This window comes from Ensifer adhaerens, assembly GCF_001270265.1.
Lineage (GTDB): Bacteria > Pseudomonadota > Alphaproteobacteria > Rhizobiales > Rhizobiaceae > Ensifer > Ensifer adhaerens_B.
Window position 1 is genome coordinate 217,746 of sequence record NZ_LGAP01000006.1, and the last position, 13,676, is coordinate 231,421.

The window sequence follows — 13,676 nt, forward strand, 5'->3', positions numbered from 1 at the left end:
GCCTTTGCTGGGCTGCCTCTACGCCTTGATGTACCAGCCCCAAGGCTCGTCGGCATCGAAGCTGGTGATCTGCTTCGTCTCGAGATAGTTGGAAAGGCCCCAGCGACCGAGCTCGCGGCCGATGCCCGACTGCTTGTAGCCGCCCCAGGGCGCTTCGGGGAAGGTCGGTTGCGAGCAGTTGACCCAGACGATGCCGGCGCGCAAGGCGCGGGCGACGCGCTCGCAGCGCTGCTTGTCGGCGGACATGACCGCCGCGGCAAGCCCGAAGCGGCTGTCGTTGGCCATGCGCACCGCATCGACCTCGTCCACGAACGGCTTGACGCAGACGACGGGGCCAAAAATCTCCTCGCGCCAGACATAGCTGTCTTCGCTCATGTCGGTCAGCACGGTCGGCTCGATGAAATAGCCGCTGTTGAAACCGGCCGGCCTGCCGCCGCCCGCCGCGATGGTCGCGCCGTCCTGGCGGGCACGGTCGATCGCGGTCTGGATCTTGTCATATTGTCCCTTGGAGACGATCGGCCCGAGCAGCGTGCCCTCGTCGAGGCCGTTGCCGATGGTAATCTTGGCCGCTTCTTCGCAGAGCCTTTTGACGACGGCATCGTAGATCGGCTCCTCGATGAGCACGCGCGAGGTTGCCGAGCAGACCTGCCCCTGGTTCCAGAAGATGCCGAACATGATCCATTCGACGGCTTTGTCGATATCACTGTCGGCGAAGACCACGAAGGGTGACTTGCCGCCGAGTTCGAGGCTGACATTCTTGATGTCCTGGGCGCCGGCCATCATCACCTTTCGCCCGGTTGGCACCGACCCGGTAAAGGCGAGCTTGTCGACCAGCGGGTGCTCGGTCAATGGCTGGCCGGCATCCTGGCCGGTGCCGGTGACTATGTTGAGCACGCCGGGCGGGAGCTCGATCTCCTCGGCGATTGCGCCGAGTTCCAGGGCGGTCAGCGGCGTCAGCTCGGACGGTTTCAGCACCATGGTGCAGCCGGCGGCAAGCGCCGGTGCGACCTTCCAGGAGACCATCAGCAGCGGATAGTTCCACGGCGTGATTGCGCCGACGACACCGAGCGGTTCGCGAATGGCGCGGGCGGTGAAGCGGTTGTCGCCGACGGCGATCGTTTCCTCGGGCTTGGCGTCGAGTTCCTCGGCAAGCCCGGCATAGTAGCGAAAGCATCCGGCGGCATCGTCGATATCCCAAAGTGCTTCCGGCAGCGGCTTGCCGTTGTCGGTGACTTCGAGACGCGCCAGCGAGTGCCGCCTTTCCTCGATCTTCTCGGCAATCGCCCGGAGATAGACGGCCCGTTCGGTGCCGGAGAGCTTCGGCCACGGGCCACTGTCAAACGCAATGCGGGCGGCTTTGACGGCGCGATCGATATCGTCATAGGTGGCTGCCGGTGCGCGGTGGATGACCTCCTCCGTCGCCGGATCGATCACGTCGAGCGTTCCGCCGCGGCGGGGGTTTTCCCATTTGCCGTCAATGAATAACTTATCCCGCATGCCTGTCCCCTCATTTCAGCCCGGGAGAGTATGGCCCCAGCGATGGCGGTCGCGCCAGCCGCCGGCCATACTTTTTCTGGGCCATCTCGCTTTTCGCTGAGGCCCTTACGTTCTTCGGCTCAGAGGCCTCCACGCGAGGAACGGAAGAACGGGAAGGATCGCGCCGGCACTGGCAACGAACCAGAACTGTCGAAGCGTCATCCAGCCGCCGCTGTGCAGCGTGCCGGTCAGGACGCCCGCCACCATGAACAGATCCATCAAGGGCAGGCTCAGCGCATAGAAAATAGCCTGACGTTCAAGGCTCAGCCTTTGCTGGATAAGCGTGAAATAGGCGGCAAAGGCGACCATCTCCGGTATGCCGCCGATGATCAGCATCACCGTTGCCAATGTGTGGGTCGGGGCAAAGACCAGCGCGAGCGTCGTCACGCCTTCCAAAAGGCTTGCGACGAGATAGGCGGTCAGCAGCGGCTGTGCGTCGACCAAAATTTTCGCCAGGCGGTTCGACACGAGCGCGCCGATGACGGCGCCCGTTCCTTGCGCTGCGAGCAGCATGGTCCACATCGCGGCGCCAAGCCCGAACTGGTCGTGGTTGAGCCAGAACAGGAAGGGCTGCAGCGCGCCGAGCGAAATCATGTAGCCGAGAGCGGGCAGGACGAGCGCCCACAGCAGCGGGTTCTCTCGCATGGTCGCTGCGGTTTCGCGGAGGAGGCCGGATTTAGTGGCTGGCCCCGGTCTGGGCCGCGTTTGCCCCGGTTCCCCAACACCGTGGCCAAGGACGATCGCCGCCACGAGATGGCCGCTGGCAAGCGCAAGGAAGGCAGCAGGAGCCGATGTGACGGTCAGCAACAGCCCGGCCGCCGGCGGGCCGAAGATCTTGGCAAGCCGATCGATCGTCTGAAACGTCGTGTTGGCTTCTATGTTGCGGCCAGCGGGCACCGCGGCGGCGCGCAGCGCCAACAGGCCCGAGACAACAAGGGTGTCTGCAAGGCCGATCGCCAGGACCACGACCTGGAGCGTGCCGAGGCACAACGTCGTCACGATCAGCCCGGCGCAAACGGGGAGCCGAGGGCCAAAGCGCCGGATCAGGCCGGCGGCCACGGGGGCAAACAGGATGCGCGGCGCGAGCCGCAGCGCGAGGCTGCCGACAAGTTCCGCGCCGGTGCCGAACCGCTGCGCGACGAGAAGCGGCAGTGCTGCGACCAGCATCCACGAGCAGAAGGAATAAAAGGTAAGAGCGAATCCGACGCGCCGGAAGGCGGCCGATTTCCAAAGGGATGGCGATTTCATGACGAGACCGAATGGCAGTCGATTGCCTCGCGTTCCCCACCATCGCACCGGCCTGCGATTGGGCCGTGCCACGAACCTAGGAGAAAGAGGTCAATCGAATCAATGGAGACCAGCCCGTGAACCACGGGCGACTTTGGGCTCGCTGCTGCAAGCCCCGCCTTGCGGGGCTCGTCACGCCATCAGGTGTGGTTCGGTCGACATGGATGCTTGTTACCATGCCTGCGGCACCAGGGACAAGAATTGTGGTGGGGAGGTGCGCATGGTCACTGGCCCTGGCTTGCCAGTGCCGGCATGGTGCTTGCGATCTGGGTGATCACCATGCCGCAGACGATCAGCGCGACGCCGACGAGGCGGGCGACGCTCACCGGCTTTTCCGCGAAGCCCATCAGGCCGAAGTGATCGATGACCATCGAGACCGCCATCTGTCCGGCGATCACCGCAACAATGAAACTGGCGGCGCCGAGTTTTGGGGCGAGAAGCAGGGCAGCAGTGATGTAGATGACGCCGGCTGCGCCGCCGATCCAGATCCACCACGGACCCTTCAGTGTCTCGCCGGGGCTCGGCATCGGCACGCGAAAGGCGATCATGATGGGGATGATGAGGGCGAGGCTGACGCCGAGCGAAGCGACGGTCGCCCACAAGGGATGACCGATCAGACGGCCAAGCATGGCGTTGGCGCCGGCCTGGAGCGGCACCAACGCCCCGGCGAAGACCGCGGCGAGGATGAGGAGGAGTGATCCAGCATTTGGCATGACGATATTCCGATCTGTTTGACGGCCTTATGGTCAATCATTCAAATCAAGAATGGAAATTCGCAGTTTGCACGACCTATATTCGCAAGATGAATAATCTCGCTGGAATCGATCTGAACCTGCTTGTCGTGCTCGATGCGCTGTTGGCCGAGCGCCATGTCTCGCGCGCTGCAGTGCGTCTGAACAAGAGCCAGCCTGCGGTCAGCCATGCGCTGGCCCGCTTGCGCGATCTCTTCAATGATCCCCTGCTGGTGCGGCATGGCGGACGGTTGGAGCCGACCATACGGGCACTCGAAATCGCGCCGCGGCTTGCCGAAGCAATGGGTCGGATGCGGTCGCTGCTAACGCCGGTAGGTTTCGACCCTGCAACGGAGCGACATGTGTTCCGAGTGGCGATGTCGGACTATGGTGCGGCGGTGCTGCTGCCGACGCTGATGGCGACCCTGCGGGTCGAGGCGCCGCATGTCGATCTGATCGTCAACCAGGCGAGCCGTGAAGTCATGGCGTCGCAGGTGACCGACGGAGAGATCGATCTGGCGCTGGGCGTGTTCCCGACGCACGGCGAAGGCATCCGATCATCGCTGCTCTTCAGGGAAAGCTTTGCCTGCCTTGCAGACGCGTCGCAGCTTGGCGGATCGCCGGCCCTGGATCTTGCCGAATATCTCGCCCGGCCGCATGTGCTGGTGTCGTTGCGCGGCGATGTCAGCAACGAAATCGATCTGGCGCTGGCAGCGACTGGAAACACGCGCCGCATCTGCCTTGCGGTTCCGCACTGGAGCGTCGCGCCCGGCCTGGTGCGCGGCACGGATCTCGTCCTGACCGTGGCGCGTCGCATCCTTCCGCAGGCAGATGGCGACGGGCTCGTCGTCTTCGAGCCGCCCTTTGTCATTCCGCTGTTCGACTTCGAGCAGATCTGGCACCGGCGCCGCGAAGGCGATCCGGGTCATCGCTGGCTTCGGGCGCTCATCGCGTGCCTTCTCAACGATCAGGAACCGGCTAGAGCGCTTCCGGTTTAGACGGAGTCGCGGAAACGCTCTATCTCCTTGTTTTTACGCATTCCCTGACGGAAAACCGCTTCGCACTTTTCCTGGAAATGCTCTGGGGCCTGATGACGCAGCGGCACTCGCCTCCGTCGTTGTGCGAGCCAAATGAACCTGCGCTTCACCCTGTCGGGCCGGTGTAATCGGGTGGTGGCGGAAGCGCAAAAAAAGACCCGGTCGGATGGGCCGGCCGGGTCTCAAAGGTTTAGCTTTCTGGCGCTATCAGGCGTGCCCGACGCCCTGGATCGCCGAGACCTGCCACTCGCCGCCAGCCTTGCGTACGAACGTCCAGAGCTCGACGGCCTCGGTCAGATTGTCCGGATCGCCGCTGACGACGCGGCCGGTCGACCGATCGCGCATCACGTCGATGCTCTCGTAGCGCATGGCGACGGTCGCGTAGTCCGTACCGTCTTCCGACCAGGCTTCGGCGACATCACCCTGGACGAGGTGGACGTCGGTGACGTCGTTCTTGACGCCGCTGGTGGCGTTGTCGCTGAGTTCTTCGGCGAGATAGGACATGGCTTCCGGTGTCGTCAGGCGACGCAGGGTGCCGTAATCCTCGGCCGCATAGGCTGCCTGAACGTCCTTCAGCATCTTCTCGAACTGTTCGAGGTCCGGCTGGCCAACGCCGATTTCGTCGGCCGGGCCATCGGTGACGGGGGCCGATGTCGGCGCGACGGTCGGGCGCGCATTCGCTTGGCCACCGCCGATGCTCGGGATCTTGAACGACGGAGCGCCGGCCGACGGCGACTGAGCCGACGAACGCGGCGACATGCCCGATGGCGCATAGGCCGGCTGGCGGTTGCGGCCGAAGAAGCGCATCGCCAGCATGATCACACCACCGATCAGCAGCATCTGCACGATCAGGCCGAGGAAGCCGGCAGCGCCGCCGAAGCCGCCACCCATCAGCATGCCGATCAGGCCGCCGACCATGAGGCCGCCGAGAAGCGAGCCGCCGAAGCCGCTGAAGAAGCCGGGTCGTGCATTGGGCGTGTTGGCGCCGTTGGGGCGCGTTTGGGCTGCGCCTGGATTGGTCGTCGTCGGGCCGGCGTCCTGGCGCGGCGTCATCGTGCGGTCGATCGGTGCCGCGTTTGTCGGCGCGGTGCGGGTGACGGGCGGCTGCGAAAAGGTGCGCGTGCCGCGGCTACCGAAGCCGCCGCCGGAGCGCCGGGCCTCGGCGACATCCACAACCGAGAGCGCGACGGTGAGACCGATCGCCATCATCGCCAAAGCTCGTCCAAAACGCTGCATTGCCATTCAAACCCCTTTATGTGCTTGGACCCGCGAAGGGCCTTCATGGCTGCATATAGAGGTTTCAGTCTCGGATTTTAAGGTTTCGGCGTCGCATTTTGGTCAGTTTACCGTAATCCCGGCGGCGAAACGATGTGATTCGGCGATCAGCGGTTGGCCGAGAGGATCATCGCCGCCGCTTTCTCGGCGATCATGATCGTCGGCGAATTGGTGTTGCCTGAGGTGATCGTCGGCATGATCGAGGCATCGGCAACCCTCAAGCCCTGCAGCCCGCGCAATCGCAATTCAGGATCGACGACGCTTTCGGGGTCGGCGCCCATGCGGCACGTACCGACCGGATGGAAGATCGTCGTGCCGATATCACCGGCGGCGCGGCGCAGATCCTCGTCACTCTCATAGGACGGCCCCGGCTTGAACTCGGTCGGGTTGAAGCGGGCGAAGGATGGCTGGTTGACGATGCGGCGGGTCAGGCGGATGGAGCGGACCGCGACATCGCGGTCTGCCTCAGCCGTCAGATAGCGCGGGCGAATGTCGGGTGCTGCGGCGAAATCCGGCCCCTTGAGATGCACCGAACCCCGGCTTTCCGGCCGCAGATTGCAGACGCTGGCGGTAATCGCCGGGAAGGGATGGACCGGCTCGCCGAACTTTTCGAGCGTCACGGGCTGGACGTGATACTGCAGATCCGGCGTCTCCTTCTCGGGGCCGGAACGGGTGAAGATGCCGAGCTGGCTCGGCGCCATGGCCATTGGGCCAGAGCGTCTTGCCAGATATTCGAGACCGATCGCCGCCTTGCCAAGGAGCGTGCTCGCCTTCTCGTTCAGTGTCGGCACCCCGGTGACCTTGTAGGCGAGGCGCAATTGCAGATGATCCTGCAGATTTTCGCCGACACCCGCGACCTCGTGCCGGACCTCGATACCATTGTCCCTCAGCACATCACCACGACCGATACCGGAAAGCTCCAATATCTGCGGCGAGCCGATGGCGCCGGCAGAAAGAATGGTTTCGCGGCGACAGCGCGCACGCTTGGCTGTGCCGTCGTGCTGGAATTCGACGCCGGCGATACGACCTTCCTCAATCACCAGCCGCCGGACATGCGCCTTGGTCAGAATGGTGAGATTACGCCGGCTGCGCGCGGGTCGCAGAAACGCCTTTGCCGTGTTCCACCTGATGCCGGAGCGTTGGTTGACGTCGAAATAGCCCGACCCTTCATTGTTGCCGCGGTTGAAATCGGGCGTTTCCGGAATGCCGGCCTCGGTCGCTGCCTTCTGAAAGGCATCAAGCACCGCCCAGCGAACACGTGCCTTCTCCACCCGCCACTCGCCGCCTGCGCCATGCATGTCGTCGGCGCCGCGATAGTGGTCTTCCGACTTGCGGAAAAGCGGCAGGACGTCATCCCAGCCCCAGCCAGTGCACCCCAACTGGCGCCAATGATCGTAGTCTCGCGCCTGGCCGCGCATGTAGATCATGCCGTTGATCGACGAGCAGCCGCCGAGCACCTTGCCGCGGGGATAGCCGAGCGCGCGGCCGTTCAGACCCTCCTCAGTGGCGGTGGTGAAACACCAGTCGGTGCGGGGGTTGTTGATGCAATAGAGATAGCCGACCGGAATGTGGATCCAGTGATAATTGTCGCTGCCGCCGGCTTCGAGCAGCAGAACGCGGTGATCCGGGTTTTCGGAAAGGCGGTTGGCCAGAACGCAGCCGGCGCTACCCGCTCCGACGACAATGTAGTCGAACGTGTCCATAGGCTTTCTCTTCTTGTCGATACCCGGTCCGGCCGAAAGCGGGACCGGGCTATGCTCTTTCTCCAGGGGATGCCCGAGAGGTAGCGGTCTAGTGTCGATGTTCGAAACCGAGCTTGCGGCCGAGGCGCGAATTGTAGAACTCGCCGACGATTCCGCGCCGGAAAAGCAGCACGCAGACCATGAACACCAGGCCGGTGATGATGGTGACCGGGAATTCGGAGGTCGCGAGGTAATTCTGCAAGGTCACGACGAGACCGGCGCCGAACAGTGGACCGATCAGCGTGCCGATGCCGCCGAGCAGCGTCATCAGGATGACCTCGCCCGACATCTGCCAGCTGACGTCGGTCAGCGTTGCGAACTGGAACACCAGCGCCTTGACGCCGCCGGCAAGGCCGGTCAGCGCCGCCGACATGACGAAGGCGGCAAGCTTGTAGTTGCGCACGGAGTAGCCGAGCGACACGGCGCGCGTCTCGTTCTCACGGATCGATTTCAGGATCATGCCGAAGGGCGAATGAATGATCCGCCAGATGATCGCGACGCCGATGATGAAGACGCCGAGCACGAAGTAATACATGTTCGTCGACTGGCTGAGATCGATGAAGCCGAAGAGATGGCCGCGCGGCACGGACTGGATGCCGTCCTCGCCCTGGGTGAACTCGGCCTGCAGGCAGAAGAAATAGAACATCTGCGCCAGCGCCAGCGTGATCATGGCGAAATAGATGCCCTGCCTGCGGATGGCGAGATAACCGATGATTGCGCCGAGGAACGCAGCCCCGGCGACGCCGACCAGAATGCCGAGTTCCGGCGGCAGCCCCCATTCCTTCACCGCATGCGCGGTGAAATAGGCGGCTCCGCCGAAGAAGGCCGCATGTCCGAAGGACAAGAGGCCGGTGTAACCGAGCAGCAGGTTGAAGGCGCAGGCAAACAGCGCGAAGCACAAGAGCTTCATCAGGAACACGGGGTAGAAGAACAGCGGCGCGAGCACGAGCAGGGCAAGACCCGCCGCCAGGAAGATCGTCTGCGCGACGACCGGCTTCTTTTCCCTGGGCTTATCGATATCGAGTGTCAGTGTCATATCAAACATCCCGGCCGAAGAGGCCTGCTGGCCGTATCAGGAGAACGATCGCCATGATCACGAAGATCACGATGTTGGAGGCTTCGGGGTAGAAGACCTTGGTCAACCCCTCGGCGACGCCAAGCAGGTAGCCGGTGACGATCGCCCCCATGATCGAGCCCATGCCGCCGACGACCACCACGGCGAAGACGACGATGATGATGTTCGACCCCATCAGCGGCGAGACCTGGTAGATCGGCGCCGCAAGCACGCCGGCAAGGGCGGCGAGTGCTGCTCCCAAGGCATAGGTCAGCGTCAGCAGGAACGGCACGTTGATGCCGAAGGACTGGACGAGGATCGGATTTTCGGTGGCGGCGCGCAGATAGGAGCCGAGCTTGGTCTTTTCGATGATCAGCCAGGTGCCGATGCAGACGACGAGAGAGAAGGCGATCACCCAGCCGCGATAGACCGGCAGGAACATAAAGCCGAGATTGGTGCCGCCGGCAAGCGCTGCCGGCGTGGCATAGGGCTGGCCGGATGCGCCGTAGAGATAGCGGAACGTGCCTTCGATCGTCAGCGCCAGGCCGAAGGTGAAGAGCAGGCCGTAGAGCGGATCGAGCGAATAGAGCCGCCGCAACATCGTGCGCTCGATGGCGGCGCCGACAAGCCCGACGGCAAGCGGCGCGACGATCAGCGCCGACCAGTAGCCGATGCCGAAATAGGACAGCAGCATCCAGGCGAAGAAGGCGCCGAGCATGTATTGCGCGCCGTGGGCGAAGTTGATGACGCGCAGCAGGCCGAAGATGATCGCAAGACCGAGGCTCAAGAGGGCATAGAACGAGCCGTTGATCAGGCCGATCAGCAGTTGCCCGAGGAAGGCTTGCAGCGGAATTCCAAAAATCATGGTCATGGCTCAGACCCCCAGCACGTCATGCAGCATGTCCATGCGGGCGGAGAGTTCCGAAACCGGAAACTCGCCGACCATGCGGCCATGATCCATCAGGTAGAAACGGTCGGCAACCTTGCTGGCGAAGCGGAAGTTCTGCTCGACCAGAAGAACGGTCATGCCGCGCTCCTTCAATGTCTTGAGCACGTCGCCGATGCGCTGAACGATGACCGGGGCAAGGCCCTCGGTCGGCTCGTCGAGTAGCATCATGCGCACGCCGGTTCTGAGGATCCGGGCGATCGCCAGCATCTGCTGCTCGCCGCCGGAAAGCTTGGTGCCCGGGCTGTTGCGGCGCTCGTGCAGATTGGGAAAAAGCTCGAAAATTTCGTCGACCGTCATGCCGCCCTTGGCGACGGCCGGCGGCAGCAGCAGGTTTTCGTAGACCGAGAGCGTCGAGAAGATGCCGCGCTCCTCGGGGATGAAGCCGAGGCCGCGATGGGCGACCCGGTGCAGCGGCACCTTGATCAGATCCTCGCCGGCAAAATCGATCTGACCCTTGCGATTGCGCACGATGCCCATGATCGAGCGCAGGGTGGTGGTCTTACCGACGCCGTTGCGCCCGAGCAGGGTGACCATCTCGCCTTCGCCGACCGTCATGTCGACGCCATGCAGGATGTGGCTTTCGCCGTACCAGGCGTTGAGGCCGGAGACTCTTAGAAGCGGTTTCATCTCAGGCCTCCTCGGTGCCCATGTAGGCGGTGCGCACCCGCGGATCGGCCGACACTTTTGCATAGTCGCCCTCGGCGAGGATCTCTCCACGCTGCAGCACGGTGACGTGATGGCAAAGCGTCGAGACGACGGAGAGATTGTGCTCGACCATCAGCACGGCGCGCTCGCGTGCCACCTCGCGGATGATCTCCGCGACCATGCCGACATCCTCGTGGCCCATGCCAGCCATCGGCTCATCGAGCAGCAGGACCTTCGGGTCGAGCGCCAGCGTCGTGGCGATCTCCAGCACCCGCTTGCGACCGTAGGAAAGGTCGGCGGCAATCGCGTTACGCTCCTTGTCGAGGCCGACGGAGCGGATCAGCTGATCGGCCTTGGCCGTCAGCCCGTCGAGGGCCGCCATCGGCTTCCAGAACTGGGTCGCAAGGCCATTCGGCCGTTGCAGCGCCACGCGCACATTGTCGAGCACGCTCATGTGCGGAAATACCGCCGAGATCTGGAACGAGCGCACCAGGCCCATGCGCGCCACCTTGTCGGGCGCCATGCGGGTGATGTCTTCGCCCAGCAGCGTGATCGTGCCGTCGGTCGGCTGCAGGAACTTGGTCAGCAGGTTGAAGACCGTCGTCTTGCCGGCGCCGTTCGGGCCGATCAGCGCATGCACGCGGGCATGGTGGACGTCGAGATTGACGTTGTTGACGGCGGTGAAGCCGCCGAAATCGCGACGGAGACCGCGGGCGGACAAAACCACCCGCGGCGCTCCATTCTGTTCTGACAAGGCAGCGGTCATCGCGATCCGACCGCTCACGATTTTACGAGTTCGCAGCCGCTCTTGGCCGGGTCGATGAAGGCTTCGGCACCCGGAATGGTGGCGAGCACCTTGAAATAGTCCCAGGGCTCCTTGCTTTCGTCCGGCTTCTTCACTTCCAGCAGATACATGTCGTGGACCATGCGGCCGTTCTCGGCGACCTTGCCGTTTTCGGCAAAGATGTCGTTGACGGGCAGCGCATGCAGTTCCTTGGCGACGGCGTCGCCGTCATCGCTGCCGGCCTTTTCGATCGCCTTCAGATAGGAAAGCACGGCGGAGTAGGTGCCGGCGTGAACCATGTTCGGCATCTTGCCGGTGCGCTCCATGAAGCGCTTGCCGAACTTTGCCGTTTCCTCGTTGCGGTTCCAGTAGAAGCCTTCGGTCAGCGTCAGCCCCTGTGCCGCTTCGAGGCCGAGGCCGTGGACTTCCGCGAGCGTGAACAGCAGCGCCGCCAGACGTTGGCCGCCCTGGACGATGCCGAATTCGGCTGCCTGCTTGATGGCGTTGGAAGTATCGAGGCCGGCATTGGCAAGGCCGATGACCTTGGCCCCCGAAGACTGCGCCTGCAGCAGGAAGGACGAGAAGTCGGTGGTCGCCAGCGGATGGCGGACGGAGCCGACGACGGTACCGCCGTTTTCCTTGACGTAGTTGCCGGTGTTTTCCTCGAGCGAGTAGCCGAAGGCGTAGTCGGCGGTCAGGAAGAACCAGCTGTCGCCGCCCTGCTTGACGAGCGCGCCGCCGGTGCCGACAGCAAGTGCATGCGTGTCATAGGCCCAGTGGAAACCATAGGGCGAGCACTGCTTGCCGGTCAGTTCGGTGGTGGCAGCGCCGGTATTGATGGTGATCTTCTTCTTTTCCTTCGACAGCGCCTGGACGGCGAGGCCGACCGAGGAGCTCGTCAGCTCCATGATGCTGTCGACCTGCTCGGTGTCGTACCACTGACGGGCGATGTTGGAGGCGATGTCGGCCTTGTTCTGGTGGTCGGCGGTGATCACTTCCACCGGAACGCCCAGAACCTTGCCGCCGAAGTCCTCGACCGCCATCAGCGCGGCTTCATAGGAGGACTTGCCGCCGAAATCGGCGTAGACGCCGGACTGGTCGTTGAGAATGCCGATCTTGACCCTGCCGTCGGATGCGTCGGCGAGTGCCGCGGTGCTGCTGGCAAGCATCATTGCGAATGCGGTGAGCAGTTTCTTCGTCATCTTGTCCTCCTCCAAAGGCTTCAGGCGGGGAGTGTCTCGCGCAAAATCGCGCTCGGCTCCGGCAAGGCGCATGGCGTTGCCGGACCGTCGGTCCCGTTCTGTTCAAATTTGGCCAGACATGCTCCTCAGATGCTGGCTCCGACGGTACAATCCGGAAAAAATCGCTTGGACGCAAGCGGCACGGACCGTAAATTGCAAACAGGGTCTGTTCATTTTCGAACAGATGGGGGCGATGACATGAATCCGAACTTTACCTGGGACGACTTGCAGTTCTTTCTGGCGGTGGCGCGCACCGGGCAACTGTCGACGGCCGCAAGGCGGCTGCGCACCAGTCACGCGACGGTTTCCCGGCGCATCGACCGGCTGGAATTTGCGCTCAAGGTCAAGCTGTTCGAGCGCAATCCGCGCGGTTACGTGCTGACGGCGATCGGCCAGCGCTTCGTCGAGACGGCCGAGCGCATCGAGCGCGAGACCGAGCAGCTGCAGCTCGATATCAGCGACGGCCTGACGGCGCAGCGCGGCGTCGTGCGGCTGAGCACGCTCGAAGGTTTTGGCAACTTCTTCCTGTCGGACCGGCTGTCGAGCTTTGCCGCGACCTATCCGAACATCTCACTGGAGCTGGTGGCGATCCAGCAGATCATGTCGCTATCGCGCAAGGAGGCGGATCTGTCGGTGGCGCTGACGGCGCCAAAGGCCGGCCCCTATCATTCCGAGGTGCTGACGCCCTATACGTTGCATGTCTATGGCGCGCGCAGTTATCTTGCCAGCCACCCTCCGATCCGGAGCCGCAACGATCTCGCCGCCCATCGCTTCGTCGGTTACATCGAAGACATGATCTTTGCGCCCGGGCTCGATTATCTCGGCGAGATCCAGCCGGGCCTGCGGGCGCATTTCCAGAGTTCCAGCATCCTCACTCAGCTGAAGGCCGTGCGGCAGGGGCTTGGCCTCTGCGTGCTACCGCATTTCATGGCGCGCGAGGAAAAGGACATCGAGATCGTGCTGCCCGACGAGATCGAACTGAAGCGGACCTATTGGATGATCTGTCACCGCGATCTGGTTGCCGTGCCGCGGGTGAGGGCGGTGCGCGAGTTTCTGACGCAGATCGTGCGGGAGAACTGGGGCTGTTTCAGCCGCGAGAGACCGTTGGTGGTCGCGCCCGTTGGCCTGGCGCCTCAGCCATAATCGCCCGCTGGCCAGGTCCTCGTGCGATTTCCGCGGTTCGCGCCTTTGTTTTTGCCGATTTTGGCGCTGATTTGGGCGTTGGTTTGGGATTGTTTCGCCCTGTTGATAAGTTCCGTCTGTATTTTGTGTTTATTTTCAGATGGTTGTCCGATCTTGGTTGTTTTTTGAAATTGTCTGTTGACGTGTGTGATGGGGTGGGTCTATAAGCCCGATCACTGAACGAGGGCGGCGGCGCTGCTGGCGACGACGATC

At 63.3% G+C, this 13,676-nt stretch carries 12 protein-coding genes; 2 read left to right on the forward strand and 10 right to left on the reverse strand.

From position 1 onward, the window contains the following. Positions 1-18: 18 nt before the first annotated feature. The 3 genes from AC244_RS13465 to AC244_RS13475 all read right to left on the reverse strand — a co-directional run bounded on the left by AC244_RS13465 (position 19) and on the right by AC244_RS13475 (position 3,536). Entirely contained in the window at positions 19-1,497 is a 1,479-nt protein-coding gene (locus AC244_RS13465) for an aldehyde dehydrogenase family protein (protein ID WP_053249328.1), read from the reverse strand. Between the two features lie 105 nt (positions 1,498-1,602). Beyond that, a complete protein-coding gene (locus tag AC244_RS13470) occupies positions 1,603-2,784 on the reverse strand; it encodes an MFS transporter (RefSeq protein ID WP_053249329.1) in 1,182 nt (393 codons plus the stop codon). Positions 2,785-3,047: 263 nt separating this feature from the next. Continuing rightward, entirely contained in the window at positions 3,048-3,536 is a 489-nt protein-coding gene (locus AC244_RS13475) for a DMT family transporter (RefSeq protein ID WP_053249330.1), read from the reverse strand. 89 nt (positions 3,537-3,625) lie between these two features. Between AC244_RS13475 and AC244_RS13480 the strand changes: the two genes are divergently transcribed. Next, entirely contained in the window at positions 3,626-4,552 is a 927-nt protein-coding gene (locus AC244_RS13480) for a LysR family transcriptional regulator (RefSeq protein WP_053249356.1), read from the forward strand. Positions 4,553-4,798: 246 nt separating this feature from the next. On the opposite strand, the gene AC244_RS13485 is transcribed toward AC244_RS13480, so the two are convergent. The 7 genes from AC244_RS13485 to AC244_RS13515 all read right to left on the reverse strand — a co-directional run bounded on the left by AC244_RS13485 (position 4,799) and on the right by AC244_RS13515 (position 12,242). Beyond that, the gene (locus tag AC244_RS13485) at positions 4,799-5,833 is read right to left on the reverse strand and encodes a Tim44 domain-containing protein (RefSeq protein WP_053249331.1); all 1,035 of its coding nucleotides are present in this window, start codon (positions 5,831-5,833) and stop codon (positions 4,799-4,801) included. A gap of 140 nt (positions 5,834-5,973) precedes the next feature. Continuing rightward, positions 5,974-7,569, reverse strand: coding sequence for a GMC family oxidoreductase (locus AC244_RS13490; protein ID WP_053249332.1), 1,596 nt, complete (start codon positions 7,567-7,569; stop codon positions 5,974-5,976). An 88-nt stretch (positions 7,570-7,657) separates the two neighbouring features. Continuing rightward, a complete protein-coding gene (locus AC244_RS13495; protein ID WP_152975938.1) occupies positions 7,658-8,644 on the reverse strand; it encodes a branched-chain amino acid ABC transporter permease in 987 nt (328 codons plus the stop codon). A 1-nt stretch (position 8,645) separates the two neighbouring features. Then, positions 8,646-9,533 carry a branched-chain amino acid ABC transporter permease gene (locus tag AC244_RS13500; protein ID WP_053249334.1) on the reverse strand — a complete coding sequence of 296 codons (888 nt, stop codon included), beginning with the start codon at positions 9,531-9,533 and terminating at the stop codon, positions 8,646-8,648. A gap of 3 nt (positions 9,534-9,536) precedes the next feature. Then, the gene (locus tag AC244_RS13505) at positions 9,537-10,238 is read right to left on the reverse strand and encodes an ABC transporter ATP-binding protein (RefSeq protein ID WP_053249335.1); all 702 of its coding nucleotides are present in this window, start codon (positions 10,236-10,238) and stop codon (positions 9,537-9,539) included. 1 nt (position 10,239) lies between these two features. Next, positions 10,240-11,022 (reverse strand): ABC transporter ATP-binding protein, encoded by a 783-nt coding sequence (locus tag AC244_RS13510; protein WP_053249357.1) that lies wholly within the window; start codon positions 11,020-11,022, stop codon positions 10,240-10,242. Positions 11,023-11,036: 14 nt separating this feature from the next. Beyond that, positions 11,037-12,242 carry an ABC transporter substrate-binding protein gene (locus AC244_RS13515; protein WP_053249358.1) on the reverse strand — a complete coding sequence of 402 codons (1,206 nt, stop codon included), beginning with the start codon at positions 12,240-12,242 and terminating at the stop codon, positions 11,037-11,039. Positions 12,243-12,479: 237 nt separating this feature from the next. Here AC244_RS13515 and AC244_RS13520 point away from each other — a divergent pair, with 237 nt between their 5' ends. After that, positions 12,480-13,424: a LysR family transcriptional regulator gene (locus tag AC244_RS13520; RefSeq protein WP_053249336.1), complete on the forward strand. Its 945-nt coding sequence runs from the start codon at positions 12,480-12,482 to the stop codon at positions 13,422-13,424. Positions 13,425-13,676: the final 252 nt, after the last annotated feature.

Bases quoted from the DNA above. Each gene is read 5' to 3' on its own strand.
- AC244_RS13465 (WP_053249328.1), bottom strand. From the start codon at position 1,497: ATGCGGGATAAGTTATTCATTGACGGCAAATGGGAAAACCCCCGCCGC.
- AC244_RS13470 (WP_053249329.1), bottom strand. From the start codon at position 2,784: ATGAAATCGCCATCCCTTTGGAAATCGGCCGCCTTCCGGCGCGTCGGA.
- AC244_RS13475 (WP_053249330.1), bottom strand. From the start codon at position 3,536: ATGCCAAATGCTGGATCACTCCTCCTCATCCTCGCCGCGGTCTTCGCC.
- AC244_RS13480 (WP_053249356.1), top strand. From the start codon at position 3,626: ATGAATAATCTCGCTGGAATCGATCTGAACCTGCTTGTCGTGCTCGAT.
- AC244_RS13485 (WP_053249331.1), bottom strand. From the start codon at position 5,833: ATGGCAATGCAGCGTTTTGGACGAGCTTTGGCGATGATGGCGATCGGT.
- AC244_RS13490 (WP_053249332.1), bottom strand. From the start codon at position 7,569: ATGGACACGTTCGACTACATTGTCGTCGGAGCGGGTAGCGCCGGCTGC.
- AC244_RS13495 (WP_152975938.1), bottom strand. From the start codon at position 8,644: ATGACACTGACACTCGATATCGATAAGCCCAGGGAAAAGAAGCCGGTC.
- AC244_RS13500 (WP_053249334.1), bottom strand. From the start codon at position 9,533: ATGACCATGATTTTTGGAATTCCGCTGCAAGCCTTCCTCGGGCAACTG.
- AC244_RS13505 (WP_053249335.1), bottom strand. From the start codon at position 10,238: ATGAAACCGCTTCTAAGAGTCTCCGGCCTCAACGCCTGGTACGGCGAA.
- AC244_RS13510 (WP_053249357.1), bottom strand. From the start codon at position 11,022: ATGACCGCTGCCTTGTCAGAACAGAATGGAGCGCCGCGGGTGGTTTTG.
- AC244_RS13515 (WP_053249358.1), bottom strand. From the start codon at position 12,242: ATGACGAAGAAACTGCTCACCGCATTCGCAATGATGCTTGCCAGCAGC.
- AC244_RS13520 (WP_053249336.1), top strand. From the start codon at position 12,480: ATGAATCCGAACTTTACCTGGGACGACTTGCAGTTCTTTCTGGCGGTG.